This is a genomic window from Pyramidobacter piscolens W5455, from assembly GCF_000177335.1.
GTDB lineage: Bacteria > Synergistota > Synergistia > Synergistales > Dethiosulfovibrionaceae > Pyramidobacter > Pyramidobacter piscolens.
Map to the genome: position 1 here is coordinate 1 of NZ_ADFP01000129.1, position 25706 is coordinate 25706.

The 25706-nt window shown below is 56.2% G+C and carries 20 protein-coding genes; 19 read left to right on the forward strand and 1 reads right to left on the reverse strand.

Annotation, left to right across the window (positions count from 1 at the left end; all coding sequences use genetic code 11):
• The first annotated feature begins 530 nt into the window (after positions 1-530).
• From nifJ to HMPREF7215_RS11255, 12 genes are all read left to right on the forward strand, one after another.
• A complete protein-coding gene (gene nifJ, locus HMPREF7215_RS11200) occupies positions 531-4097 on the forward strand; it encodes a pyruvate:ferredoxin (flavodoxin) oxidoreductase (protein ID WP_009166018.1) in 3567 nt (1188 codons plus the stop codon).
• Between the two features lie 346 nt (positions 4098-4443).
• Entirely contained in the window at positions 4444-5028 is a 585-nt protein-coding gene (locus tag HMPREF7215_RS11205) for a hypothetical protein (RefSeq protein WP_009166019.1), read from the forward strand.
• A 1-nt stretch (position 5029) separates the two neighbouring features.
• Entirely contained in the window at positions 5030-5950 is a 921-nt protein-coding gene (locus HMPREF7215_RS11210) for a Ppx/GppA phosphatase family protein (RefSeq protein ID WP_009166020.1), read from the forward strand.
• Between the two features lie 67 nt (positions 5951-6017).
• Positions 6018-6977 carry a tripartite tricarboxylate transporter substrate binding protein gene (locus tag HMPREF7215_RS11215; RefSeq protein ID WP_009166021.1) on the forward strand — a complete coding sequence of 320 codons (960 nt, stop codon included), beginning with the start codon at positions 6018-6020 and terminating at the stop codon, positions 6975-6977.
• 86 nt (positions 6978-7063) lie between these two features.
• Positions 7064-7642: a tripartite tricarboxylate transporter TctB family protein gene (locus HMPREF7215_RS11220; RefSeq protein ID WP_040551166.1), complete on the forward strand. Its 579-nt coding sequence runs from the start codon at positions 7064-7066 to the stop codon at positions 7640-7642.
• 15 nt (positions 7643-7657) lie between these two features.
• Positions 7658-9154, forward strand: coding sequence for a tripartite tricarboxylate transporter permease (locus HMPREF7215_RS11225; protein ID WP_009166023.1), 1497 nt, complete (start codon positions 7658-7660; stop codon positions 9152-9154).
• 46 nt (positions 9155-9200) lie between these two features.
• The gene (locus HMPREF7215_RS11230; protein ID WP_009166024.1) at positions 9201-10844 is read left to right on the forward strand and encodes a Na/Pi cotransporter family protein; all 1644 of its coding nucleotides are present in this window, start codon (positions 9201-9203) and stop codon (positions 10842-10844) included.
• Positions 10834-11604, forward strand: coding sequence for a phosphate signaling complex PhoU family protein (locus HMPREF7215_RS11235; protein WP_009166025.1), 771 nt, complete (start codon positions 10834-10836; stop codon positions 11602-11604). The genes HMPREF7215_RS11230 and HMPREF7215_RS11235 overlap by 11 nt, the downstream gene beginning before the upstream one ends.
• Positions 11605-11965: 361 nt before the next feature.
• Positions 11966-13474 (forward strand): peptidoglycan DD-metalloendopeptidase family protein, encoded by a 1509-nt coding sequence (locus tag HMPREF7215_RS11240; RefSeq protein WP_009166026.1) that lies wholly within the window; start codon positions 11966-11968, stop codon positions 13472-13474.
• 31 nt (positions 13475-13505) lie between these two features.
• Entirely contained in the window at positions 13506-14567 is a 1062-nt protein-coding gene (locus HMPREF7215_RS11245) for a hypothetical protein (RefSeq protein WP_009166027.1), read from the forward strand.
• Positions 14568-14598: 31 nt separating this feature from the next.
• The gene (locus tag HMPREF7215_RS11250; RefSeq protein ID WP_040551167.1) at positions 14599-15135 is read left to right on the forward strand and encodes a hypothetical protein; all 537 of its coding nucleotides are present in this window, start codon (positions 14599-14601) and stop codon (positions 15133-15135) included.
• On the forward strand, positions 15132-16967 hold the full coding sequence (locus tag HMPREF7215_RS11255) for an LPS-assembly protein LptD (RefSeq protein ID WP_009166029.1): 1836 nt from the start codon (positions 15132-15134) through the stop codon (positions 16965-16967). The genes HMPREF7215_RS11250 and HMPREF7215_RS11255 overlap by 4 nt, the downstream gene beginning before the upstream one ends.
• A gap of 243 nt (positions 16968-17210) precedes the next feature.
• Here the strand turns inward: HMPREF7215_RS11255 and greA are convergent, their stop codons facing one another.
• Complete coding sequence (greA, locus tag HMPREF7215_RS11260; protein ID WP_009166031.1) at positions 17211-17705, reverse strand: transcription elongation factor GreA; 495 nt, start codon at positions 17703-17705, stop codon at positions 17211-17213.
• Positions 17706-17904: 199 nt separating this feature from the next.
• Here greA and HMPREF7215_RS11265 point away from each other — a divergent pair, with 199 nt between their 5' ends.
• The 7 genes from HMPREF7215_RS11265 to HMPREF7215_RS11295 all read left to right on the forward strand — a co-directional run bounded on the left by HMPREF7215_RS11265 (position 17905) and on the right by HMPREF7215_RS11295 (position 25646).
• Positions 17905-19644 (forward strand): ribonuclease J, encoded by a 1740-nt coding sequence (locus HMPREF7215_RS11265; RefSeq protein WP_156797546.1) that lies wholly within the window; start codon positions 17905-17907, stop codon positions 19642-19644.
• Positions 19645-19724: 80 nt separating this feature from the next.
• A complete protein-coding gene (locus HMPREF7215_RS11270) occupies positions 19725-20516 on the forward strand; it encodes an undecaprenyl-diphosphate phosphatase (RefSeq protein ID WP_040551171.1) in 792 nt (263 codons plus the stop codon).
• A 5-nt stretch (positions 20517-20521) separates the two neighbouring features.
• Positions 20522-21118: a Maf family protein gene (locus HMPREF7215_RS11275; RefSeq protein ID WP_040551172.1), complete on the forward strand. Its 597-nt coding sequence runs from the start codon at positions 20522-20524 to the stop codon at positions 21116-21118.
• Positions 21115-23025, forward strand: coding sequence for a DUF5693 family protein (locus HMPREF7215_RS11280; RefSeq protein WP_009166035.1), 1911 nt, complete (start codon positions 21115-21117; stop codon positions 23023-23025). Before HMPREF7215_RS11275 ends, HMPREF7215_RS11280 begins: the two co-directional genes overlap by 4 nt.
• 2 nt (positions 23026-23027) lie before the next feature.
• Positions 23028-24020 carry a polysaccharide pyruvyl transferase family protein gene (locus HMPREF7215_RS12570; RefSeq protein WP_009166036.1) on the forward strand — a complete coding sequence of 331 codons (993 nt, stop codon included), beginning with the start codon at positions 23028-23030 and terminating at the stop codon, positions 24018-24020.
• 59 nt (positions 24021-24079) lie between these two features.
• Positions 24080-24775, forward strand: a complete 696-nt coding sequence (locus tag HMPREF7215_RS11290; RefSeq protein WP_009166037.1) for a cell division ATP-binding protein FtsE — start codon at positions 24080-24082, stop codon at positions 24773-24775.
• Positions 24762-25646: a cell division protein FtsX gene (locus HMPREF7215_RS11295; RefSeq protein ID WP_009166038.1), complete on the forward strand. Its 885-nt coding sequence runs from the start codon at positions 24762-24764 to the stop codon at positions 25644-25646. Before HMPREF7215_RS11290 ends, HMPREF7215_RS11295 begins: the two co-directional genes overlap by 14 nt.
• The last annotated feature ends 60 nt before the right edge of the window (positions 25647-25706 follow it).

Genomic DNA, 25706 nt, shown 5'->3' on the forward strand with positions numbered 1-25706 from the left:
GCGCCTGTTTCCCTTTTCCCTTCTGTTCCCTGTTATCTTCTTTAAAATATTGTTTTTAATATTGTTGCTGTCGGCGGAGGGGCCCCTTCAAAAGCCCTTCCGCCGATCTTTTTTTGCTCTGCCCTTTGAAGATTGAGTTCACTGTGATGAGTTCACTGTGTTTATGCTTTCTATTTAGAGTCGCTGTGAGGGCTTACAGAGGGCATTTTGCACCGGGACGAGATGATTTTTCGTCTGCTGCAAGAATACAACTAACCTGCATCAATGAGATGAAAATACAGTATACACTGTGAAGATTTTACTCAATTATTTTTTTTCGTTGTTTTTCTTGGCGATAAATCGCAAACTTTTATGACATTCGTGATAGAATTTAATTGCTTCAATAGGGGATTCCTGTGTATTTGTCTTGTGGCGCGCAGTTTGCATTTTAGTCAGGGGTTTCAGCGTAGATGGGGTTAGAAGGAAAAGGGAGACCTTTTCGATTTTATCGATACAGCAGGTCTTAATTATCATCAAGGGGGAGTTTCGAAATGGCAAAACATTGGAAGACAATGGATGGCAATATGGCTGCCGCGCATGTCAGTTATGCGTTCACCGAGGTTGCCGCGATTTATCCCATTACGCCTTCTTCGCCGATGGCTGAAGATTGTGACGAATGGGCTGCGCAGGGGAGAAAGAATATTTTTGGCCGGGTCGTCGAAATTTCGGAAATGCAGTCCGAAGCGGGCGCGGCGGGCGCTGTTCATGGATCGCTGAGCGCCGGTTCCCTGACGACGACTTTTACAGCCTCTCAGGGGCTGCTGCTGATGGTCCCCAACATGTACAAGATCGCCGGCGAACGCCTTCCCGCCGTTTTCGACGTCAGCGCCCGCGCTCTGGCGACCCACGCTCTTTCGATCTTCGGGGACCATAGCGACGTGATGGCCTGCCGCGGTACGGGATTTGCGATGTTGGCTTCTTCCAGCGTACAGGAGACCATGGATCTGACCGCAGTTTCTCATCTGACGGCCATTAAGGCGCGCGTGCCGTTCCTGAACTTTTTCGACGGTTTCCGCACCTCTCATGAGGTTCAGAAGATCGAAGTCCTCGACTACGACGATCTGGCAAAGCTGGTCGATTATGACGCCATTGCCGAATTCAAAGCCGACGCCATGAATCCCGAGCACCCTTACACCAAGGGGACCGCGCAGAATCCCGATATCTTCTTCCAGGCGCGCGAAGCCTGCAATCGTTTCTACGACGACTTGCCCGAGACGGTCGCGCAGTACATGGAACAGATCTCCGATCTGACGGGGCGCGAGTACCATCCGTTCAATTACTACGGCGATCCCGAGGCGGAACGGGTGGTCGTCTGCATGGGCTCCGCCTGCCAAGCGGCCGAGGAGACCGTCGATTATCTGACCGCCCGCGGCGAGAAGGTCGGTCTGGTTATCGTCCATCTGTATCGTCCTTTCAGCCCCAAATATTTCTTCAGGGTTCTTCCGGCGACTGTCAAAAAGATCGCCGTGCTTGACCGCTGCAAGGAACCGGGCGCGCTGGGCGAGCCTCTGTATCAGGATGTCTGCTCGCTGTTCGAGGAATACGCCGAAGCCGAGCGTCCGCTGATCGTCGGCGGCCGTTACGGCTTGGGTTCCAAGGACACGACGCCGACGCAGATCAAGGCGGTGTTCGACAATCTGAAGAACTACAAGCCCGTCAATCATTTCACGGTCGGCATCAACGACGACGTGACCTACCACTCGCTGCCTTTGGGCGAGACGATCAACGCCGCTCCGGAAGGGACGATCCGCTGCAAGTTCTGGGGGCTTGGTTCCGACGGCACGGTCGGCGCCAACAAGAACGCCATCAAGATCATCGGCGACAACACCGACCTCTATGCCCAGGGCTATTTCTCCTACGATTCCAAGAAGTCGGGCGGCATCACGGTGTCGCATCTGCGCTTCGGCAAAAAGCCCATCAAGTCGACTTATCTCATTGAAAACGCCGATTTCGTAGCCTGCCATAAACAGGAATACCTGCACCAGTACGACGTGACCGCCGGTTTGAAGAAGGGCGGGGTCTTCCTTCTGAACACGCAGTGGACCAGCATGGATGCCCTCGAAGCCAACGTCCCGGCCAAGGTCAAGCGTTATCTGGCCAAAAACGGCATTCAGTTCTACGTGATCGACGGCACGGATATCGCCCAGAAGATCGGCCTTGGCAACCGTACCAACATGGTCATGATGTCGGCGTTCTTCAAGCTGGCGAACGTCATCCCCATGGAAGACGCCGTCAAGTACATGAAAGACGCTATCCAGAAGTCTTACGGTCGCAAAGGCGAAGATATTATCAACATGAACAATGCGGCGGTCGATCAGGGCTATGGCGCTCTGAAGAAGATCGATATCCCTGCGGCCTGGGCCGAGGCGGTTGACGCTCCCAAGACCGAAGCTGCCAGTTGCTGCGAGGAGCGTCCTGATTTCATCAAGGATATCGTCGATCCGATCAACGCCCAGGAGGGCGACAAGCTGCCCGTCAGCGCCTTTGTAGGCATCGAGGACGGGCGGTTCCCCAACGGCACTTCCGCTTTCGAGAAGCGCGGCGTTGCCGTTTTTGTTCCCGAGTGGAATAAGGACAAGTGCATCCAGTGCAACCAGTGCTCGATGGTCTGCCCTCACGCGACCATTCGCCCCGTACTGCTTGATGAGGATGAAGCCGCTCGCAGGCCGGCCGGTTTCGAGACGCTGCCGGTGAAAGCGCCCAAGGAGCTTGCCGGGCTTCAGTTCCGCATTCAGGTCAGCCCTCTTGACTGCCTTGGCTGCGGCAACTGCGCCGACATCTGTCCGGCGAAGGCTCTTGAGATGAAGCCTCTCGCCTCTCAGATGGATCAGGCGGAGAACTGGCATTTCGGTATTGAGCACGTCAGTGACAAGTCCGACCGCGTCAACACCCACAACATGAAGAACAGCCAGTTCGCCACGCCCTACTTCGAATTCTCGGGGGCCTGCGCCGGCTGCGGTGAAACGCCCTACGCCAAGCTGGTCACGCAACTTTTCGGCGACCGCATGATGATCGCCAACGCCACAGGCTGCTCGTCCATTTGGGGCGCTTCCGCTCCCAGCATGCCCTATACGACCAACGCTCTTGGACAGGGCCCCGCTTGGGCGAACTCTCTGTTCGAGGACAACGCCGAGTACGGCTACGGAATGGCCATGTCCGTCAAGAACAGCCGCAACGATCTGACGGCCAATGTCGAAGCGCTGCTTGCGTCCGACAAGCTGCCCGAAGAGGTTCGCAAGGCGCTGCAGGGGTGGTACGACGTTCGCAACGACGCAGCCGGCAGCAAGGCCGCAGCCGAAGCGGTGTACGAAGTGCTCGATTGCGATCTCGGCGACGAAGAACTGAACGCCAAACTGGCTCACGTCGGCGACCTGGCCGACTATCTTGTCAAGAAATCCATCTGGATCTTCGGCGGTGACGGCTGGGCGTATGACATCGGTTTTGGCGGTCTGGATCACGTCCTTGCCAGCGGCGAGAACGTCAACGTCCTTGTCTTCGACACCGAAGTGTACTCCAACACGGGCGGTCAGTCTTCCAAATCCACGCCCACTTCTGCCGTCGCCAAGTTTGCCGCGGCGGGCAAGAAAGTTGCCAAGAAGGATCTTGGGCGCATCGCCATGACCTATGGTTACGTCTATGTGGCTCAGTGTGCCATGGGCGCCGACAAGAACCAGCTGGTCAAGATCCTGAGCGAGGCGGAAGCTTACGACGGTCCGTCGCTGATCATCTGCTACGCGCCCTGCATCAACCACGGCCTGAAAGCCGGCATGGGCAAAAGTCAAGAGCAGGAGAAGAAGGCGGTCGAAGCCGGTTACTGGCATTTGTATCACTACAATCCCGAGCTTGAAGAACAGGGGAAGAATCCCTTTGTCCTCGATTCCAAGGAGCCCAAGGCTTCGTTCCGTGATTTCCTGATGAGCGAGAACCGCTACACTTCGCTGGCCAAGACCAATCCTGAAATGGCCGAGCAGCTCTATGCAAAGGCCGAGCGAGACGCCAAGAGACGTTATCGCGTGTACAAGAGCCTGGCGGAAGCCAAGCCTCTTGAAGCGGAATAACTTTAACGAATCATGAGACGCGCAGAGGCAGGAGCCGAAGATCTTCGGTTCCTGCCTCTGTTATGATTGGGATCGTTTTTTTGCAAAACGGTTTATACTGTGCCGATTTTCGACCAATCACGAGTTTCTGCCGCGCCTTTGGGAGCTATGAAGGTATTGACATCGCTTCATTGGCGAGTAAAATGACTCATTACGGAAAGCAAGCGAAATGATCTGTCAATATTTTATTTCGGGGATAAATTTTGAAAAAAATGTCTTCAATAACTTTTGAGAGGAACGCTGAGTGCTTGTCGGCAAATTTCCCCGGTTGTGCGGAGACACGTCTCATTTCAAGGAGGAGTTTTGTATGGCGATTGTGGCGCGCTGGGAGTGGCGGACCTTTGGCAAGGGAGATTTCGGCGTCGGCGAAAAAACGCTGCGGGCCCTGACGGTGGATTCGAACAAGAGGACCGACGAAGAATACATCCTTTCCAGAAACAGCGACGAAAATGTCAAGATCCGCTTCGACCTCATCGACGTCAAGTCTCTGCAAAGAGTCAATGCCGACGGCCTGGAGCAATGGCTGCCGGTTCTCAAGACGGGCTTCCCGATCGCCGCGGACAAACTTTCCGAGCTGGCCAGAATCCTCAAGGTGGAGCTGCCGGAGCTTGAGCGTGCCGAGTACACTCACGACCAGCTTATCGGGGAGCTTGTCACGCCTCATGAAGATCTGGAGCTTGTGCGGGTGAAAAAGAACCGCGACATTTACAAGATCGACGGCGCCACGGCCGAGATCGCCGCAGCGGAATTCAACGGCGTGGCGTGGCGGACGATGTGCGTCGAGCACGAAGATCCCGCTTTGATCGTGAAAGTCGTGGAGAAGCTCGGCATGAAAGGCGTGAAGAACATGAATTACATCCAGGCCATGAAGAAGTCGGTGGGGATCAAATAAGATGCTTTCAAGAAAAGCGATCATCGACATCGGCACCAACTCGATCAAGTTCTGTCTGGCGGAAGGCTCCGGGGCCGGCGGTTACAAAGTCATCAAGGACGTCAATGATATTGCCCGTCTTGGCGAAGGTCTGAAAGACGCTGGGCGCATCGGCGCGGAGGCGTTGGAGCGCAACGCCCGTTCCGTGGCGAATTTTGTAGGCGAGGCGAAAGCGGCGGGGGCCGACGAGATCGTCGCCGTGGGGACGATGGCTTTGCGCGTTGCAGGGAACGCCGCGGATTTCATCGCCCGCGTCAAAGAACTCTGCGGCGTGGAACTGCGCGTGCTTTCCGGCGAGGAAGAAGCGCAGCTTTCCTATGTGGCGGTGATGTCGGGCATCGAAGGGGCCGCTGAGGCCGATCTGATGACGATGGATACCGGCGGCGGCAGCACGGAGTTTGTTTTTGGCAAAGCCGGCAAGATTGTGAGAAAGTTCAGTCTCAACGTGGGGGCCGTCCGCTTTACCGAGCAGTACCTCGCGGCAGTGCCCGTCGCCGCGAACAGGCTGGCGGAGGCGCAGGCGGCCATCAAAAAGGAACTGGCCGACGGCGGCGTTACCGGCCCCGTCGCGTTTCTGGTCGGCATGGGCGGCACGGTCACCAGCATGGCTTCGGTGAAGCATAAAATGCCTCAATATGATCCCGATGTGATTCATGGATCCACGCTGAGTCTCGACGACGTGAAGGCTCAGATTGCGGATTATGCGGCCAAGACGCTGGAGCAGCGCCGCGAGATCGTTGGCCTTCAGCCCAAGCGGGCGGACGTGATCTTGGCCGGCGCCTGCATCGTCAAGGCCGTTCTCGAACTGACCGGCGCCAGGGAAATGACGGTCAGCGACCGCAGCCTGCGGCATGGTTTGTTGTTTCAGCTTTTTAAAGCTTAAGCGGCCTCCGTTCTCTGGAAATGGTCTTGGGGACAGAGAGGCAACTGATGAAGGAGGGTGTTGTTTCGTGAGATTCCGTAAGGCAATGTCATGCGCTTTCGTTCTGTGTGCGGCGATGTTTGCTTCGGCTGCCTGCGCAGTCTATCCCGAGCGCCCTATCCACATTGTGAATTACGTGGCCCCGGGCGGACTGATGGACGTGACCAGCCGCAAGTTCATCTCTGTCGCCGCCAAGTACACCGACGCGACCTTTGTGGTCGAAAACGTGACCGGCGCCGGCGGGCTGGTGGGGCTGGGGCACGTGCTTCAGCAGCCGGCGGACGGTTATACGGTTTTCGCCCCTACGACCGCCGTCGTCAACAAGGTCCTGTCCTCCAAGAAAAACGAGGACGAGATGATCTGGAGCATGGAATGGGTCGCGATGCTGATGCGCGATCCCGAGTGCGTCATCGGCGCCGCGGAAGGCGATTTGGACACGTTCGAGAAAGTCGTCGCCGACGCCAGGGCCAAAAACGGCGCCCAGCTATGGAGCGGTCCCGCCCCCGGCGGCAACGATCATGTGCTGGCGACCAAAGTTTGGCGCATCGTCGGCATGAAGGCCAAGTGGGTTCCCTACAAGAGCGGCCCCGAGGCCATGATGGGAACGCTGAGCGGCCAGAGCGTGGCCTACGTGGGCAATCCCGCCGATATGGCCGGCCGTCCCGGCTACAAGATCCTCGCTTTGTGCCGAGCCGAGCGCCTGCCGCAGTTCCCCGACGCGCCGACGTTCAAGGAACTGGGCTATGAAGGTCTGGACAATGAGATCATGTGGCGCGGTTTCGCCATTAAAAAGGGCGCTCCCGAAGAAGCCTATGCGTGGTGGGAAGCGTTGAACAAAAAAGTTGCCGCCGATCCGGAATGGAAAGAATATCTTGAACGCGACGGCATCGACGTGGTCGACTGGGGACGCAATCAGTTTACCGCGCAGGTCAAAGCCGACGTGGAGAACGCTAAGACCGCCCTGCGCGAAGCCGGGATGATCAAGTAAACGGGCGGCACGGTTGAAAAAGCGGTTCCTGTTTTGTGGTTCACGAAACGGGGGCCGCTTTTCAAAAAAGAGAGGTGTCGATATATATGCAGTCGATGCAGGAACTTGTCCTGTCGCTGAACAATCCTCGCGGCCTGGGCGTGATCGTCGGCGTCTGTGCGGCGGTTCTCGCGGTATCCGCGCTGTTTTTCGTCGTCTGCGGCAAAAAGGGCCGGCTGGGTTCTCTGCTGGTGTCGACGGCTTTTGTCGAGCTGTCTGCCGTGTTTGTCTTTCTCACGAGCGGCCTTGAAGAGATGGAAGGCATGGACAGCAGCGCGAAGCTGATGCCCTATCTGTGGTCGACGCCTCTGCTGGCGCTTTCTCTGTTTCAGCTGTTTCGTACATGGCGGGCCCCTGCTGTCAAGGCCGTTGGGTATGGCCGCATCGATAAGGTTTTTCTGGCTTTTGCGATTGTGGCAGCGGCCATTTCACAGTTCAACACCTTGGGGTTCTTCGTCTGCACGGCGACTATGCTGGTGTTGCTGATGCTGCTTTTGGGCGAGCGGCGGATCCTGCTGATCCTGGGGACCGCGGCCTGCTGGGTTCTGTTCACGTGGTTCGTTTTCAACAAGGTGCTTCTGCTCGGCCTTCCGGCGGGGACGCTTTTCAGCAAACTGTTCGTGTGACGGGGAGCGATGACTATGGATTTGATGACGAACCTTTGGTCGGGGCTTCGCAATCTGATCGGTGCCGGTCCGTTTCTCATTGTCACCGCCGGCGTCGTCGTCGGCATTCTCGGCGGCGCGATGCCGGGCATGTCGCCTTCGATGGCGGTGGCGATTCTGCTGCCGTTCACGTTTGGTATGTCGCCGACGATGGGGCTGGTGATGCTGTGCGCGATTTATTTGGCCTCGAATTACGGCGGTTCGATTACGGCTGTCATGATCAACACGCCGGGAACGCCGTCGGCGGTCGTCACGGCTTTTGACGGGTATCCTCTGGCGAAAAGCGGCAAGCCGGGCTATGGGTTGGGAATTTCCCTTGTCGCCTCCGTGTGGGGCGGTTTTATCGGCATTGTCATTCTGGTCCTGTTCTCGGCGCCGCTGGCGAATTTTGCGCTGACGTTCTGGCCGGCCGAGTACTTTTCGTTGGCGCTGATGGGGCTATCTACGGTCTCGTCCATGGCCGGCCGGAAGTGGGCGGAGTCGCTGATGGCGGTGCTGCTGGGGCTCGTGTTGAACACGATCGGTCTGGATCACGTCAACGGCGTGAGCCGTTTTACTTTTGACATTCTCAATCTGTACGATGGATTTTCCTTTGTGCCGGCGCTGATCGGTCTGTTCGCACTCAGCGAAGTCTTCGCCAACATCGAGGAAAACGATTATCGAGCGTATGAAGCGGCGCAGGAACGCGTGTCGGAGTGGCCGTCGCTCAAAACTTACCTGAGTCTGAAGTGGTCCATTATCCGTTCGGGCATTCTGGGAACGCTGATCGGCATTTTCCCCGGCGCCGGCGGGACGATCGCTTCTTTTCTGGCGTATGACATGGAAAAAAGGTTGTCCAAACGTCCCGAGACGTTCGGCACGGGGGCTTACGAGGGCGTTGCGGCTGCGGAAGCGGCCAACAGCGCCTCGGTGGGCGGCGCGCTGGTGCCGCTGCTGACGCTGGGGATTCCCGGCAGCGCCTCCACGGCGGTGTTGATCGGCGCGCTGATGATCCATGAATTGCGTCCTGGGCCGGAGCTCTTTGCGAAGCAGCCCGAACTGGTATATACTTTGTTCTCGAGTCTGTTTGTTGCGAATATGGTGCTCTATTTTCTGGGGACGTGGGGCAGCCGCCTGTGGATCAAAGTGGCGAGAATCCCCAAGACCGTGCTTTATCCGCTGATCTTTGCGTTCGCCATGGTGGGCAGTTTTGCCGTTCGTTCGTCGGTGTTCGACGTCGGCGTGTGTCTCGGCTTCGGCGCGCTCGGCTGGATTCTGAAAAAATTTCATTATCCGCTGTCGCCGATCGTGCTTGGGCTGGTACTGGGAGCGCTGATCGAGACGAATCTGCAGATGACGCTGATCATGGGAGGCCCGCAGCTCCTCTATACGCGCCCTCTGAGCGCGGCGCTCCTGGCGATCGCGGGAGCGATGCTTTTGGCGCCTGTTTTCCCCGAGCTGAAGCGCAAGAGAGCCGCAAAAGCGGATAGTTGAAATAAAACCGCCTCCTGCCGTGAAGAGGCGGAGGAGGCGATTGTGCTTGTTGTATTTCTCCAGCTTTGTCAATATCTTGGGAGGCTTGGCGCTGTTCCTTTTCGGCGTCGACCAGAGCTCGCGTTTTTTTCGTGAGAATATGAGCGCGAACGCAAGAAACGCGATGGCCCGTTTTACGAAGAGGAAAGCGCAGGCTTTTTTGCTGGGGGTGGTCCTTTCTGCGCTCACGCAGAGCAGCACCATCGCGACGTCGTTTGCCGTCGGATTCGTGGATGTCGGCATGCTGAGCTTCGCCGGTTCGTTGATCGTGATGATGGGGGCCAGTTTGGGCGGCACGTTCGTGTCCTTCCTTTTAAGTCTGAATCTGTTCGATTACGCGCCGCTCATGTTCGGCGTGTCCTATTTTCTCTGCAAGGTCAGGAATAAATGGATCAGTTCCGGATTCGGCCTGATTCGCTGCCTGGCGCTGATCTTCCTCGGGATGCAGGTTCTGGGGTGGGGCACGAAAACGCTTTTCGCCGATCCCGAGTTCAGCCGTCTGGTGACGCTCTGGGCCGCAAATGCGCCGGCGATGGGGTTGATCGCCTTTATTGGCTCGGGAGTGCTGCAAAGCAGCTCGGCCATCATGGCGTTGGGGATCGCCCTGGCCGCGTCGAACGCTTTGCCGGCGACTTCCGCGCTGCCCATCGCTCTGGGAGCGCACATCGGTTCCACGACCATGGTGGTGTTGGCGGGCATGGGCGGTTCGCTCAGCGCGCAGCGTCTCGGCTATGCGACGTTCTTCTTCAAGCTGTTGGGAGGGCTGATTTTCTTGTGCCTCTTGCCCTTCGTCCACGGGATGTTCGTCTCCCTTGGTCTCTCCGCCGCTCAGGAGCTGGTGTACGGTCAAGTGCTGATTGCGGCGTTGAACATTCTCATGTTTCTGCCTTTTCCTCAATTTCTCGCGTGGATCGGCGTCCAACTCGTATCGGGCAGCGGCAGCCTGAGCGAACCCCGTTATATCGACGAGGAGATTCTGGATGTCCCCGAGCTGGCGGTCATGCTTTTGTCAAAGGAAATGGGGCGCCTCTCCAACTACATGGAGGCATATCTGCAGATGCTGCTCGAACCGCAGCAGCGCAACGGCGCGCTTTTTGAAAAACTGCCTCGGGCAATCGCCGATTTGTGCGAATCCTGTCAGGAGTTTGCCTATCATATTCGCGTTCCTGCCGAAGAAGAAAAAGTGTCGGAGGATTTTACGATCATCAGTTACACAATGTCGATCCTGCGCGGCATGTCCAAGCTGCTGACAGGATCGATCCGGTCCCATCTGGAGTCGACGGCGGTTCATGACGCGCTTCGCGCCCTTCTGGGGAACGGCGTGTGGGAACGCTGGTGCAAACTGTCGCGCAAGTGTATGCGGTCCGCTCTGTGCGCCTTTGTCATTGGCGAGAAAGGGCAGGTTCATGCGCTGGAGAGCCAGGAGGCGGAACTTGCCGGCCTGAGCAACCAGATCCGCCGCGAAGTGGGCGAAAGCACTTCTTACGACCGCAACGCCTCCCGGGCTGTCCGGCTGGTGTCCCTGATGCAGGGGTTCCTGGCCATGGCGAAAGAAGTGGCCGAGGGCGAAGAGTTCACCAAGAAGCAGGCAAGATATTCGACCGGAAGAGCCTTTCCCGAGTGGAAGGAGGGGACTGTGAGTGGCGACTAAAAAGAGCGAATCAAGCGAGCGCAGCCTCGAAAATTATCTTTATTCCTCCGACAAGGCGCGCATATACGCGCTCGTCCAGCAGATGACGATCGGCGCCAGAGAGGCTCTGGCCAAAGCCGTGGCGGGGCTGCGCACGCTCGACGTCGGCGCGGAAGAGGATGTCGTCTGCGGTGACGACGCGATCGACGAGCTGGAAGAGCAGATCGATCAAGAATGCCTTTATTCCATCGCCATGCGTCAGCCGATGCGCGAGGATCTGCGCTATGTCTATGCGGTCATGAAGATCATCACGGATATCGAGCGCATCGGCGATCAGGCGGTCAACGTCGCCGAACGGCTGAAAGAGTATGTCAACGATTACCACGGGCGCGCGCCGCTGCCCAAGATCGACGATCTGCTTGACGTTTCGCGCCGGTGCGGCGAGATGATCGACGACTTTCTGGGCGCGCTCGATAAAGAAGACGGCGGCGTGCTCGCCGTGATCCGCGAAAAACGTCGCGAAACCGTGCGGATTTGCCGTAAATGCGCCGAGTCGTTGATGCAGCGTCTTTCTTCCCCTTATCTGTCGGAGACGCCTGCGGAAATCTTCATCGCGATTGACCTTTTTCGCCATCTGAAGCGTGTGGCCGATCACCTGATGAACTTGGGAGAAAAAGTTTACTTCATCGCGACGGGCGTTTCTCCTTTGACTTTGAAAAGAGAGCTCGTCAGCCGGGGCTGCTCTCATGAAGATTCGCATCCTACTGAAAGCGCAAAATGAAGATGCGCCCTTGCACTGAACTTCCGCGGAGCTTTGGATCCATCTGTGTTGAACCGCTCCATGAGAAATCGGTATAAAATATGGGGTGAGGGGAGACGATCATCGTTCCCCTCACCCCATATTTTATACCGATTTTCCTGCAAACATTCCGCGTTCTCCCGGAAGCGTTCGCTCCCGGCGCGTTTGGGGCGCGAAAGGGGGCGCTGAAATTTCTTGGAAGGAATAGATGAATTCACCGTCCGAAACGAGTATAATAGATGCGTTTATAATGAGATGTATTGTGTCTTTCTTGATATGGAATAAACGTTCCGCGTGATTGGCACCCTGAGAAAAGTATCTATCGAGGAGTTGACGATTACTCTTGGACCGATTGGACAAAAAAAACAACCGCAGAGTTTTTTGGAGCCTGATGGGCTCGATGATTTTGGCGACAGCCGGCGCGATCTCTCTGGCAGTTTTCAAAGCCGAAGATTTGCCCGCCTATAAGGATTTTCCGCTTTCCGCTTTTTTCCCTTCTTTCGAAGCGCGTGCGGCGCTGGCTCATGGGCAAATGGTTCAGCTTGAGCGGGAAAATACCAGTGGCGTTATCTCGCCCCTGCTCCCGGATTCTCCTGAATTCGAGGAGAGCGGTTTGATGCTGGATGAGGTCGTTCCCGAGGAAGATCCTCTTGGCGGCGGGAGGTTGGCGATCCTTCCCGCGATGAATGAAGACCAGTCCTTTGATCAACCGTTGCCGGTGCATGACCCTTTTATGACGTTGTCTCTTTCGGAGTTGAGCAATCAGAAAGCCGACGACAGCAACGTCATTGTCCGGCTGCTGGGTGAGAAGGACGAGATGGACGAAGATATTGATGAGCGTCCTTGGCTGGAACACACTGTTGGTCAGGGCGAACGGATGGTCGATATCTCGCGGAAGTACGGAATTCTTGTCGCGACGATAAGCAAGGCGAATAACATCCGCAATCCTGACAGGCTTTCGTCGGGACAGGTTCTCTTGATTCCGCGCACGGAAGATTTGCTGGAAGACGTCTTGGAAGAACAAAAGAGCCGCGCCGAGGAAAAACTCGCTTCCAAACAGAGAGCGGATCCGGTAAAATACCGGAAGTATACGGTAAAACCGGGCGACTCTCTGTGGACCATTGCCAGCGCAAATAACCTCAGCATCGATTCTCTTTATGGAACCAACATCCTCCGCACGCCGGACCGGCTTTCTCCCGGCATCGTGCTGCGCATTCCCAATCAGGACGGATTGAGCGTCAAGATCGCCAAAGGGCAGACTTTAAACGCCCTTGCCAAGAAATACGGCGTCGCCGAGAGGGCGATCCGTATGGCGAACGGATTAAGCGATAAAGTGGAATTGAATGCCGGCCAAGAGGTATTTATCCCTGGCGCAAGCCAGTCTATTGCCGTATATCGGGGCAGTTCAAGCGGCGGCGGCATGTCGCGGACGGCTCCCCCCGTTGCCAAAGCCGCCACCGGGGCGGCGGGGCGTTTTTCCTGGCCGGTGGTGGGAAAAATCTCCAGTCCGTTCGGCTGGCGCCGGCATCCGATTCGGCGGGCCAGGCTTTTCCACGCCGGAATAGACATACGCGCGCCCCGGCATACTCCGATACGCGCCTCGCGAGGAGGCCAGGTTATTTTCTCCGGCTGGATGAACGGTTATGGAAGGACGGTCATTATTCGTCATGACAGCACGTATACGACTTTATACGGCCACTGCCAGTCGTTGATGATCCGCAAAGGGCAGAACGTGAAAAAAGGGACTGTGATCGCCACGGTGGGATCGAGTGGGCGCGCTACAGGGCCGCATGTTCATTTCGAAGTGCGCCGCAACGACAGCCCGACGAATCCGATGAGCTATCTGCGCTGAAAAATAGAGAAAGACAAGAGGAGCGAAAGACATGAAAAAAGCAGGGATTGTTTTACTTTTGTGCAGTCTTCTGGGAAGCGCGGCGGGCGCTGCCACGGACACGACGGCGGCGCAACAGATTGATCGGCTGGAAAATGCGATTTATGGTTCAGTGCGTTCAGGCGGTTTGATTTCAAGGCTCGACAGCGTAGAGAAGGATCTTTACGGCACGAAACTGCAAGGCACGTTGGCGGAACGCGAGTCCGCCCATGTCGATTACCTCGAGAAGGGAACCGAAGGGCAGCCGTCGCTTCTGTACAAGATGAGCGTAGCCGAATGGGGCCTTGAGATTTTCAATAATGCCGATAAGCCGCTTGTCGAAAGAATTCCCGTTGTCGAAAAAAGGCTCGAAGGAAGTTCCATGGAAGACAAGCCCATGGCGATGCGGGTGGAACGAGTGCTCGGTACGGTCGTCTCCGATCCTGTCACTTCCGAGCCGGTCGAGGTTCCCGCAGGAACGGTCGTTCGCTTGCAGTTGATGGAAACCCTGAAACCTTCGGTAACAAAAAAAGGCGATCGGGTTTTGTTGAAGCTCACGCATAATCTTATCGTGAACAATAAACTTGTCGCCCCTGTGGGCGCTCCTGCGGAGGGGATCGTCACGTCAGTCAAGAAACCTCGCAGCTTTGGCCGTCCTTCGGAGATCAGGCTCTCGGTGAAATCTTTGAAAACTCTGGGGGATCCGACTTTGCCTCTGAGCGAAGGCGAAGCCTCCAAAAAGGCGACAGAGTTTGAGGCCAGTTATGCGGCGGCAGCGGGAACGAGCCTTGTGGGCGCACTTGCGTTGGGGCCGTTGGGGCTGGCGGGCGGATTCTTTATCCGCGGCAACGCCAAAGAAGTGCCGGCGGGGGCCATCATGTACTCCGAGACCGAGAAAAATGTCTCGGTTCCCGCATACCCGATCCCGGCCTCTTTGAGAGCGCTGGCGAGCGATAAATATGTCGATGTTTTGAGCGGCAAAACCGTGAATTTGCAGAAAGTGAACGAAGAAAAAACGAAAGTGGAGAACGCTGCTGAGCCCCCCAAAAAGGCAACCGAAATTGACAGCCTCTGAACCGTAAGGGACTTTGGAAAGGAATGGTCATGTGCGGCGGAATTGCATAAGAGCCCTGGTCATTGTATCCGTTGCGCTTGCACTGGCCCTCTGGGGAAGAGCCCTGAGACGCGATCTCGATGCCGTAAGACTCCTCGTCGATACCGGCAAGGAATTGAGCTGGGAAATAGGAGGAGTCACGGCAGTTCGCAACGTCGGCAAGGACCAGTGGAAGATCAGCGCGGAGAACGTTGTGCGCGACCATCCTGTGGAGCATTTGAACAAAGTTTCGACCCAAATCGTAGGGCCATCCGGTTTGCGCACAATCAACGCGCCCAACGGAGCTTACGATCATGAAAACGGTACGTTGACGTTGCGTGATGCCGACGGAATATGGCAACGCTCTGAACATCCTTTTGAATGGAAAACGCCGGAAGCTCGCTGGGAGCAAAAAAACGACGTGTGGGATTTTCCTCGGGGAGTGACCGTAAGCGGCGACGTTTATACGTTGGTCTGCAAGAATGCGGTTATGGACGGGCAACGTAAAATATTTGTCAAAGATGGATGCATACGGTGGTGGAGCGAATGACGAAATATTCGACGTGTCTCGGGGGGTTGTTGCTTGTTTTCTCTCTGCTGGCGCCGACGAATGACGTCCGGGCGGCGCAGAAGAAGCTGCCCGAGGTCACGGACACTCTGCCTGTCGTCCTCGAGGCGGACAGCATTGATTTTGACGAGGGCAACCATCTCGCCACCGCGCAGGGACATGCCGTCGTGCGCTATACTGATCTGGTGTTCCGCGCGGACCGAGTGACGCTTGATTCGGAGACGAATGTGATCAGAGCGTTTGCCTCCGCCGGGAAAAAAATCAAGTTCCAGCGTCACAATACGGACACGCTGACGGGGGACTTTCTTGAGTATCATCTGAACGATTCGACCGGATATATCGAAGGAGCCGAAGGCTCGTCAAAAGTCCCTTATGGTGCCGTTTACATTAAAGGAGCGCAAGTTGAAGTTGCGGATCCGCAGACGGCGCACGAGAAAAAATGGCTGCGGGGAAAATATCTGCTTGGAAGCGCTCCGGACAGCGCCGTCGTGCGTTGGAACGGCGCTTCGTATACGACCTGCAAGCAGGATCACCCCCATTATTTACTTCGTTCCAAGAAAATCGTCATGGTTCCGGGGAAGTATATCGTGCTTTATCATCCTCGAGTTTATGCAGGTTCCGCGTACCTGTTCACGATACCGTTCAATATGGTCGTCAATCAAAAGCCAAAGTCGAAAAACGTCGTGACGATCATGCCGAACTATGACAGCGACAAACACTTGGGGCTGGAAGCGCGTTCGACCTTTTTCTGGAACAACGGACAGCTTGCCCTCGGCGCGGGGATCTGGCAGGAAGGCATGTTCGAATATCAGGCGCGCGTCGATCAACGGGTGGCCCCGTGGCTGTCTCTGTATGCGGGAGACAATCATCAGTACGACAGCAATACGGACGAGACAAAGTCCCGTCCTTTCTGGGGAGCGGCTCTGGCGCAGTCAGGCTGGGCCATGGACATCGGCTGGGCTGAGAGAGAAAAGCGCTCGGTCGTAAGAAAGCCCGGTCAGAAAGAATATGAAACGACGCTTTGGCGCGATCCGGAAGTGGAACTGACCTCTCCGTGGGTCGGACTTCATATCGGCGACTTCTCTCAGTATGCCCGCTTCAAGGGAAACTGGGGAAGATTTCAGGAAACGGGAGTCAATCGGAGGGATTATCAGGGCGATTTTATCGAGCGCTATGGCTGGGGAATCGATTACTACACCGAATACCCCTTTCGGCTCGGCGCCTGGACCATTTCTCCCTTCCTCAAAGGCGACTACTGGAATTACGGCTATAAGAACGACGGCAGCGATCGCCAGATCGTGACGATCGGGACATTGGGCGTCAGGGCGTCCTGCGGCGGTTTTGAGATCGGCTCTGCATTCGAGCAGAAAAGGGTGTCGGGGCGTTCCGCATTCGGCAACGGCTGGGATCGCAATTACGATACGGACACCTTTTATCAGCGCGTGGGCGTAAAAATCGGACCTTCTCTTACGTTCGCGGTGCAGGGAGTTTTTGATCTGACCGGCAATAAGAACGAACTGTCTTCCATGGGATACGTCCTGACTTACGACAACAGCTGCTGTACGCGCTGGGAGCTGACGGTGAACGACGATCTGACGGACAGCAACAACAACGACTGGATCACGTTATCTTTTGCCATCACGGCGTTCCCTGACAGCCGGTTCAAGATCGGCAGCGAGAATTTGAGCAATCCCTTTGGGCGTCCCGGCGGTTTGGCTGTGCGCCGGCAACGCTACGAACCGACCCTTATGGAAAAGGACGGCACGGAACAGGCGGAAAAAGCGGAGATCGTAATGCCTCAATTTGATGTTTAGAGAGCGCTTTGTATATAGAAACGACAAATCAGGCCATGTCGGGTACGGCTCAACCGACATGGCCTGATTTGTCGTTTGCGATCGGTGAAATCCGAAAAAACGACGCGAAGCGGTAATACTTTCTCGCCACAAAATTTACACAAACGGAAACGAGTGGGATATAATAGAAAAGAGGCACAGCTCATCATGCTGAGCCTCTCAGCGTTTTTGCATTGCGATCCGCAAAGAACTTGGCAGCCGGAACTATTTGACTCTGATCTTGCGGATCCTGAGCTTGCGGATTCCCATCGGGACCTTGACGGGCACTTCGTCGCCCACTCGTTTGTTCATCAGGGCCCGCCCTACGGGGCTCACGGAAGAAATAAGCCCCTTTTCCGGGTCGGATTCTTCCGAGCTGACAATGGAGTAGACGAACTCCTTGTTGTGGGTGATATCCATGATGGTCACGGTCGTTCCCACCGAAACGTGCGAATTGTCCAAGCTGGCCGAATCGATGATTTTGGCGCGTGAAAGCTGGTACTCCATGACTTGGATCTTGCCTTCGAGTTTGGCCTGATCGTCTTTGGCCGCGGCATATTCGGCATTTTCGCTGAGATCGCCGAAAGAACGAGCTTCTTCAATTCTGCGGGCGATTTTATAACGTTCTTCGCTTCTGAGCTGTTTTAATTCAGTGCTCAGTTTGTCATAGCCTTCCTGAGTCATTAAAACAGTATCGTCGTTGTGTTTGTGTTCAGCCACTTTTATACCTCCAGTTGGGGAAAGAAAGATTGAGATGCAAAGATGCCTTATAAAACGCTATTTTAGCAGAATTGTTCTTTCATTGCGAGAGTCATCGCAAAAATCATAGACAAGGAATGTTGAAATGAAAAATAATTCGAAAAGTGCAATATCAACGCAGCCCGCAACGGTGTCACCCCAGAGAAAGGGCAAAGGCGGCATGCGCAGCCGACGTACGATCGGCGAAAAAGGAACGACAGTGAACGTCTCACGCGCCGCCTATGCCCACAGAAGAAAAATCGCCTCTGCGCCGGCTGAAACGCTGAAGTTTATTCCCTTGGGCGGGCTGGGGGAAATCGGCAAGAATATGTACGCCATAGAATACGAAAATGACATTGTGGTGATCGATGCCGGCCTGATGTTTCCCGATGAGGAGATGCTGGGCATCGACTTTGTCATTCCCGATATCTCCTATCTTGAAGAGAATCGAAAAAAAATCCGCGGCATCCTGATCACCCATGGCCATGAGGACCATATCGGCGCGCTGCCGTTCGTGCTGCCCAAACTCGACGTTCCCGTGTACAGCGCCAAACTTACTCTGGGGATGATCGAGGGGAAGATGTTGGAGGCCGCGCCGAGATACAAGCCGCGGTTGATGGAGGTCAAAGCGGGAGAAACGATCTCTCTTGGCGTCTTCAAGGTCACGTTCATTTCCGTCTGTCACTCGATCCCCGACGCTTTGGGGATTGCCGTCGAGACGCCCCTCGGCATCGTGCTTCATACGGGAGATTTCAAGTTCGATCCCACGCCCGTCGACGAGCATGTCACCGATTACGCCGCTTTCGCCGAGCTGGGGCGGAAGGGCGTGCTGCTCATGGCTTCCGACTCCACGAACGCCGAACGCGAGGGGTTTACAAAATCCGAAAAGTCGTTGAGTGGAGCCATCGACAATCTTTTTCGCACCTATCGCAACCGGCGCGTCATCATTTCCGCTTTCGCCAGCAACCTTCATCGCGTTCAGCTGGTTCTCGACGCGGCGGCACGCTTTAACAGGAAAGTCGTCTTTGCCGGCCGCAGCATGGTCAACAACGTCGAGCTGGCCATACGTCTGGGGTATATCAAGGCCGAGCCGGACACGATCGTCCCATTGGCGGAAATGGATTCTTACAACGATTCCCATCTTGTCGTGATGACGACCGGCAGCCAGGGAGAACCCTTTTCCGGGCTTGTTCTGATGAGCAAGGGCGCTCACCATCGAGTCAAGCTTGACAGTAAGGATGTCGTGGCTCTTTTCGCCAATCCCATTCCCGGCAACGAAAAACTGGTCAGCAACACCATCAACAGACTTTTCGAGCTGGGGTGCGAAGTCCTGTATGGGCGGGAAGCGGGGCTGCATGTTTCCGGACACGCCTCCAGAGAGGAGCTGAAAATGCTTCTCAGTATGGTGAAGCCTAAATATTTTGTGCCCGTTCACGGCGAATACCGCATGCAGATCCGTCATTCGCAGCTCGCCGAAGAAGTGGGAATTCCCGGGAAAAATATTTTCATCATGAACAATGGCGACATCCTTTCGATCGCGCGGAATTCGGCCGGAGTCAAAAGCAAAGTGCAGGCCGGCGCCGTGCTGGTGGACGGCATGGCGTTGGGGGAGAAAGAAGGCTCGATCCTGAAGGAGCGCCAGGAACTTTCGGAGAACGGGGTGCTCGTGGTTTCCATAACGCTTGACAAGAAAGGACTTCTTGTCGGCGAGCCTTGTTTCGAAAGCTACGGTCAGATCCATTTCAAGGACGCGGAGGGGATGCGTCAGGAGTTTTCCGAAGCTGTCCGCCGCGCTTTGAAACGCGAGCCGTCGGAAGACGACGAGCTTTTGAAAAAACAAATTTCCCTGCGGTGCAAGGAGCTGCTGAGGAAATATATGCGCAGCGCGTCCGCTGTGATTCCGTTGATCGCCAGGTTATAATACGATGTCGAATTTGTTCAGAGCTTTAAAGCTCTGAACAAATTTTCTGGCGGATAAATTCTGTGAAGCAGGTGAAGACGATGACTCCATTTATTTCCACCCTTTTGCAAGGCGCATTGCAGGGGCTGACCGAGTATCTGCCGATCAGCAGTTCCGCGCACTTGGCGATATTCCAGCATCTGACGGCGAGCGGCGAAGTGGGGCTGGCTTTCGATCTGGTGTTGCACGTGGCCACGGTCTGCTCTACGCTGGTCTATTTTCGCAAGGACATTCTGAAACTGCTCTGGGAATTTTTCCATGGATTCGGAGCGCCGGAAAAACAAAAACCGGAAGGATGGTACTTCGGCTGGGCCGTCATCTTTGGATCCGTTCCCACGGCGATTATCGGTCTGCTGCTGAAACCTTTCGTGGAAAAAATCGGTACTTCGATGACGGGCGTCGGCGGTGCGCTTTTGGTGACGAGCGCCTTGATGTCGATTCTTGCGGTCGTTCCTGCCGGCACGCGTAAGATTTGCGTTTCCATCGGTCTTGTCGTCGGCATCGCTCAAGGGATCGCGGTGATCCCCGGCATCTCGCGTTCGGGGGCGACGCTGGTCGCAGGCATTCTGTGCGGCCTGGGCGCGGCGGAAGCGTTTCGCTTTTCGTTTTTGCTTTCTCTCCCGGCCATAACGGGCGCGGCAGTGCTCGAACTGCGCCATTCCGCCGGGGCGGGCGTATCCCTTCCGGAAGGCTGGCTCGGCGGCGCTTTGTTTGCTTTTGTCTTCGGATTGATAGCGTTGTATTGGCTTCATCGCACGCTCCTGCGCGGACGCTGGTGGATTTTCGCTTTGTATTGCGGGGCGCTGGGACTTGTCGCGCTGATCTGGCTCTAATGCCCATGAGAGATGTTCGCATCATCCTTGCCTCGGCGAGCCCCCGACGTAAGGAGCTCCTCGAGAAGATCGGCCTGAACTTCGACGTTATCCCCGCCGATGTCGCCGAAGAGAGAATTGCCGGCGAATCTCCCGCACATTTGGTGATGAGGCTTTCCGAATTGAAAGGGCAATCCCTTGCCGCGAAATATCCGCAGGCGTTGATCATCGCTTCCGACACGGCGGTGTCCTTGGACGCAAAGATTTACGGCAAGCCGCACGACGGCGCGGAAGCTTTTGCCATGCTTTCGTCTCTTTCGGGGCAGGAGCACACGGTGTACACCGGCCTGGCGCTGTTCTGGAAAAAGCGTCGGCTCTCTCGTTACGATTGCACGAGGGTGCAGTTCAGAGAACTGACCGCTTCGGTCATAGAAAGCTATGTTGCGACAGGCGAGCCTTTCGGCAAGGCTGGCGGCTATGCGATCCAAGGGGTGGGCAGTCTTTTCGCGCGGACGATCCGCGGCGATTACTCGACGGTCGTGGGGTTTCCGGTGTGCCTGTTCGGCTCTATGATGGAAGAGCTGGGTTTTTCTTTGAATCAGCTCTGGGAGGTGTCTTCATGATGATAAAAACTAGAAATAACGCCGGCGCGTTTGTCTGTTTCCTGTTCCTGGCATTGGCGCTCGCCACGCCGTCTCTCATATGGAGATTGTTTCAGGAACGCGCCAATCGCTCGTCGCTGCTTGTGTTCGACCTGATGGAACTTCATGCCCTAAACGCGGACGAGGGGCGGAATAAATTTGCGGCGCTGATGGAGGCGGGAATCTCTGCGTTCATGGTTCCCGAGTGTACGGCGGAAGAGCTCGGCAAAGGGGCCGTCGATCAGGTGACGGCGGTTCCGGCTGCCGATTTGCCCGATTCGGTCCTCAAGCGTTTTTCTTATCCTTCGGGGACCGTCGTAATTCTTAGGGACCCTGCGTTGGCGGAACTGCAGCAGGAATATTTGAAGAGGCGCTTCAAGAACGGAGAGGGCGTTGCTGACGGTCAGACCGTCTATTTCAAGATCCCGCACCCTTATGTGCAACTGGAAAAAGCGGGAGTCTTGCCCGATCTGCGTTCAATGCAGTACCTTTCGGCGGCGGGCGTGCCGTTGGTTTTCGCGCCGTCGCCCAGTATGGGCAGCTCAGGCGAAGAACTTGAGGAGAGCTTGACGTTTCTCTGCGGCAGTTTCCCCAGCGTCAAAGTTCTCTGTCCTACCGGAGAAATTGCCGCGGCCTACCCTGATACAGAGCTGTTGGGCAGCTTTGCCAAGAGGCACGGTTTGTTGATGGCGCAGGTGGAATTTTCGCGGCAGTACGGAGCGGCCAGACAGGTCGCCGCCGCTTGGCCGAACGTCGTGTCGCTGCATGCTGTGGATCGCGAGGAAGTTCTGAAAAGGAATATCATTCGCCCCCTCATGCTGAATCGCCTTTATCGCGCCGCGGAGGAGAGAGAAGTGCATCTCCTGGTGCTCCGTCTGGATCCTTTGCGCGCCGTTGCCCCTCAGCTTGCCGAATATTGCGGGGACGTGAAGGCCCTGCGTGCGCGCCTCGACGAAAACGGCTTCAAGCGTCTGTGGCCGGTCCCCGCTCCGTCCAGCCCATGGATCAATTCATTTTTTTCGGCGATCGCTCTGCAGATTTTGTTTTTGCTGCTGCTTGCGAGATATGTCGAGCGTTATTTCGACATTTCGCTCCTTTCCCGGAGAAGATTTTTGGGCGTTCTGGCGGCGACGGCCGTCGTCCTGGGCGTGTTCTCCTTGTACGCGGGAATTCTTTCTCGTCTTGGCGGAGCGTTTGCCGCCGGATTCTTGGCGGCGGAAGCTTCGCTGGTGTCCATGGAACGCTGGAAGGTTCCCCTGCGCGGGGCGGCGGAAGGTTTCCTGCTTGTGCTTGTCGGCGGTCTCGTGATCGCGGGCCGTTTTTCCGTGCCTCTCTATATGTATCGCCTGAGCACGTTCAGCGGCGTCAAGCTGAGCTTGCTCCTGCCTCTCGTCCTCATTCTGCTGATTGACGTGCATAAGCGCGAACATCCCGAATCATTGCCCGAGATTTTGTCGCGGCCGCCGCTCTGGGGCGAAATCGCGCTGGCGGGAGCGCTGCTGCTGGCTGCCGTGGTGATGTTGCTGCGCAGCGGCAATTACGGGTTCGTCGGGACGTCCGAGATCGTGTTCCGCGACTGGCTTGAGAAGATCCTCGGCGCCCGTCCCCGGACCAAGGAATTCCTCGTGGGCTATCCAGCCCTGGTCGTCTGGTACTATCTTAAACGTCAGGAAATGTGGTCTCATTGGCGGGAAGTTCTTCGCCTGGCCGTGACGCTGGCTTTCTCCTCCGCGGTGAACAGCTTCTGCCATTTCCATACGCCTTTGCCGCTAACGCTGCTTCGCGGCTTCAACGGATGGTGGACGGGCCTGCTGCTGGGCAGCTTGCTTCTGTTTGTCGGCGTACGTTTTGGACGGCCGGTCTTCCGGCGGCTGCGCAGCCTCTTGTAACAATGGCGCGGCGCTGGAAAGTTCTGCTCTGCGGCTACTACGGCATGGGAAATCTCGGCGACGAGCTGTTGGCCGCCGCCGCCATTCAGCTCTTGAAGAATTGCGGGCTGAAGGAAAACGAAATCGCCATGCTGTCAGGAGCGCCGGAAGAAAGCAGGAAAAAACACCATATTTATCCAATCGATCGCTGGGCCCGCCGAGATGTCGTCCGGGCTTTGAGGCAAAGCGAGACCTTGCTGCTCGGCGGCGGCGGAATTTTTCAGGACAGCTCCAGTTTTCGCAGCCCATGGTATTATTGGTCGGTAGTTAGATTGGCTAAACTCTGCGGCTGCAAAACATGGGCGGTCGCCCAGTCCATCGGCCCCCTGTCGCGCCGGGGCAATCGCCTTTTGGCTCAAGATGCCTTCCGAAGCTGCGAGATCGTTTCGGTCCGCGATCTTCATTCGCAGGCTTTTCTCAACGGACACTGCCTTCTTTCGGATGATCTGGTCCTGACGCTTCCCTTCGCGGAAGAGCGTCGCCCCAGCGAATATTTCCTCATAAATTTTCGCCGTTACAACGGGGATCTGGAGTATAAAGCCGCGACTGCTTACGCCCATTCGCCCTTTGCCGGGAAACTGAAAACCGTCGGAGTCGCGATGGACAGGAGCGATCTCCAGCTGATGCGGGAAATTCAGGAACGCGGCGTGTGCGGAGTCGATGAGCTTATATATCCCGACGCCGAGCACCTGTCGAAGCTTTTCAGCGGCGCCGCGGGGGCATTTGGCATGCGCCTTCACTTCGGCGTGCTCTCGCTGAAAGCGGGAGTCCCGTGCACGCTGATTCCGTATGACCCGAAAGTGTCCGACTTTGCCGAACGCTGGGGAGGAACTCTATGGAACGGCGGCGATGTCCCCTTTCCTCGTCCATGGCAAAAGCGGGCCGGTCTGGAAGCGGCGTGCGCGGCGATTCGATCCGACTTTGCCCTCTGCTTCGAAAGAACAATGCGTTCGTGATTGTGGTATGATAATCAGCGGCGCTTTTGATTGGAAATGGCGACAGGAGGTGCATTGCTATGGAAATCCACATAAACGGTCTGACGAAAATCTTTTCGCCGAACATCCAGGCTCTCAGCGATATCTATCTGGACATTTCGGAAGGAGAGTTCGTATACCTGATCGGCACTACCGGTTCCGGAAAAACGACGCTGATGCGGATGCTGACCCGGGAAGTGCTGCCAACAAGAGGGCAGGTCAGCCTTGACGGAATCGACTTGCGTCGACTTTCATCTTCCAGTTTGCCATACTTTCGCCGCGACATCGGCGTGGTGTTTCAGGATTACAAATTGCTGCCGAATCTGACGGCATGGGAGAACGTGGCCTTTGTTCTCGAAGTGTGCGGAGTGCCGCGCGCGGAGGCACGCGAAAGGACCGATGACGTCATCGATAAAGTCGGCCTTTGGAACCGCAGAGGCCTCAGGCCTGATCAGCTCTCCGGCGGCGAGCAGCAAAGAGTCGCCATCGCCCGGGCGATCGTCAATGCACCACGTCTCTTTTTGGCGGACGAACCGACCGGCAACCTGGACGTGCATACGGCGGAGTACGTGATGAAACTGCTGTTGTCCATTCATGCCGCGGGAACCACCGTGATCGTGGCGACGCACGATCAGCACTTGGTCGATACGTATCGTCAACGCGTGGTGGAGCTGCACATGGGACGCCTGGTTCGCGACGAGCGGGAAGGGAGGTACAGCATCAGTGGGGACTTATAGATATATTCTGCGCGATACGCTCCGGCTGTTTTTTCGTCACTGGGGGTTAAGCCTCCTGACGCTGGTCACCGCCGCTTCGGTATTTTTCCTTGTCGGGGCGAGTTCCCTCCTGGCGCTGAATATCCGCAAAATTGCCGTGAACATTCAAAGCGACCTGGTAATACAGGCTTATGCTTCCTCGGAAGAAGCGGTGCATCATATCATCGACGCTCTGAAAGATAACCGCGACATTGCGGAGCTGAGGTACATTTCTCCTCAGGAGGGGCTGGATCGTCTGCGCGCGAAAATGGGCGCTCAGTCGAAAGCGGTGACGCTGTTGGGAGATAATCCGCTGCCCTGGACAATTGAGATCAAGGTGAGGCAAGCTCCGCTGGTGACTTCGATCGTCAAGCGACTTTCGGGGATGAGCGAAATCGACGACCTGATGTACTCCGGAGCGCTTGCCGAACGCCTGGTGAAACTGTCCTCGCTGATTTCCAAAATCGCTCTGACAGTCCTCGTGATCGCAATGCTTGTGAGCGGACTGGTCTTTTATAACACGATTCGTATCAGCATTTATTCAAGGCGTCAGGAGATCTCGGTGATGCTTCTTGTCGGCTCGACCCGCTCATATGTGGCGTCCCCGTTCGTCCTCAACGGAATGCTGCTGGGACTGCTGGGCGCCGTGACGGCAGTGATCCTGCTGCATTACGGACAGATGTATGTCATGGGAACGGTTGATGCTGTGCTGCCGTTTCTGCGCCAGCAGTTGCAATGGAGAGAGGTCGTTCTGCTTGATCAGGTCCTGCTTTGCGCAGGCGTGACGATGGGGTGGCTGTGCAGTTTTATCGCTGTGCGCCATTATATAAAAAATGCGGTTGCCCCGCTTTAGGAGTTGTGCCTTGCCGGGCTCGAAACGCTGTTTGCGCTCAGGAAAAGCTGTCTGGCTTTC

Bases quoted from the DNA above. Each gene is read 5' to 3' on its own strand.
- HMPREF7215_RS11220 (WP_040551166.1), top strand. From the start codon at position 7,064: ATGCAGTCGATGCAGGAACTTGTCCTGTCGCTGAACAATCCTCGCGGC.
- HMPREF7215_RS11210 (WP_009166020.1), top strand. From the start codon at position 5,030: ATGCTTTCAAGAAAAGCGATCATCGACATCGGCACCAACTCGATCAAG.
- HMPREF7215_RS11275 (WP_040551172.1), top strand. From the start codon at position 20,522: ATGAGAGATGTTCGCATCATCCTTGCCTCGGCGAGCCCCCGACGTAAG.
- HMPREF7215_RS12570 (WP_009166036.1), top strand. From the start codon at position 23,028: ATGGCGCGGCGCTGGAAAGTTCTGCTCTGCGGCTACTACGGCATGGGA.
- HMPREF7215_RS11270 (WP_040551171.1), top strand. From the start codon at position 19,725: ATGACTCCATTTATTTCCACCCTTTTGCAAGGCGCATTGCAGGGGCTG.
- HMPREF7215_RS11205 (WP_009166019.1), top strand. From the start codon at position 4,444: ATGGCGATTGTGGCGCGCTGGGAGTGGCGGACCTTTGGCAAGGGAGAT.
- HMPREF7215_RS11255 (WP_009166029.1), top strand. From the start codon at position 15,132: ATGACGAAATATTCGACGTGTCTCGGGGGGTTGTTGCTTGTTTTCTCT.
- HMPREF7215_RS11245 (WP_009166027.1), top strand. From the start codon at position 13,506: ATGAAAAAAGCAGGGATTGTTTTACTTTTGTGCAGTCTTCTGGGAAGC.
- HMPREF7215_RS11225 (WP_009166023.1), top strand. From the start codon at position 7,658: ATGGATTTGATGACGAACCTTTGGTCGGGGCTTCGCAATCTGATCGGT.
- HMPREF7215_RS11290 (WP_009166037.1), top strand. From the start codon at position 24,080: ATGGAAATCCACATAAACGGTCTGACGAAAATCTTTTCGCCGAACATC.
- nifJ (WP_009166018.1), top strand. From the start codon at position 531: ATGGCAAAACATTGGAAGACAATGGATGGCAATATGGCTGCCGCGCAT.
- HMPREF7215_RS11265 (WP_156797546.1), top strand. From the start codon at position 17,905: ATGCGCAGCCGACGTACGATCGGCGAAAAAGGAACGACAGTGAACGTC.
- HMPREF7215_RS11280 (WP_009166035.1), top strand. From the start codon at position 21,115: ATGATGATAAAAACTAGAAATAACGCCGGCGCGTTTGTCTGTTTCCTG.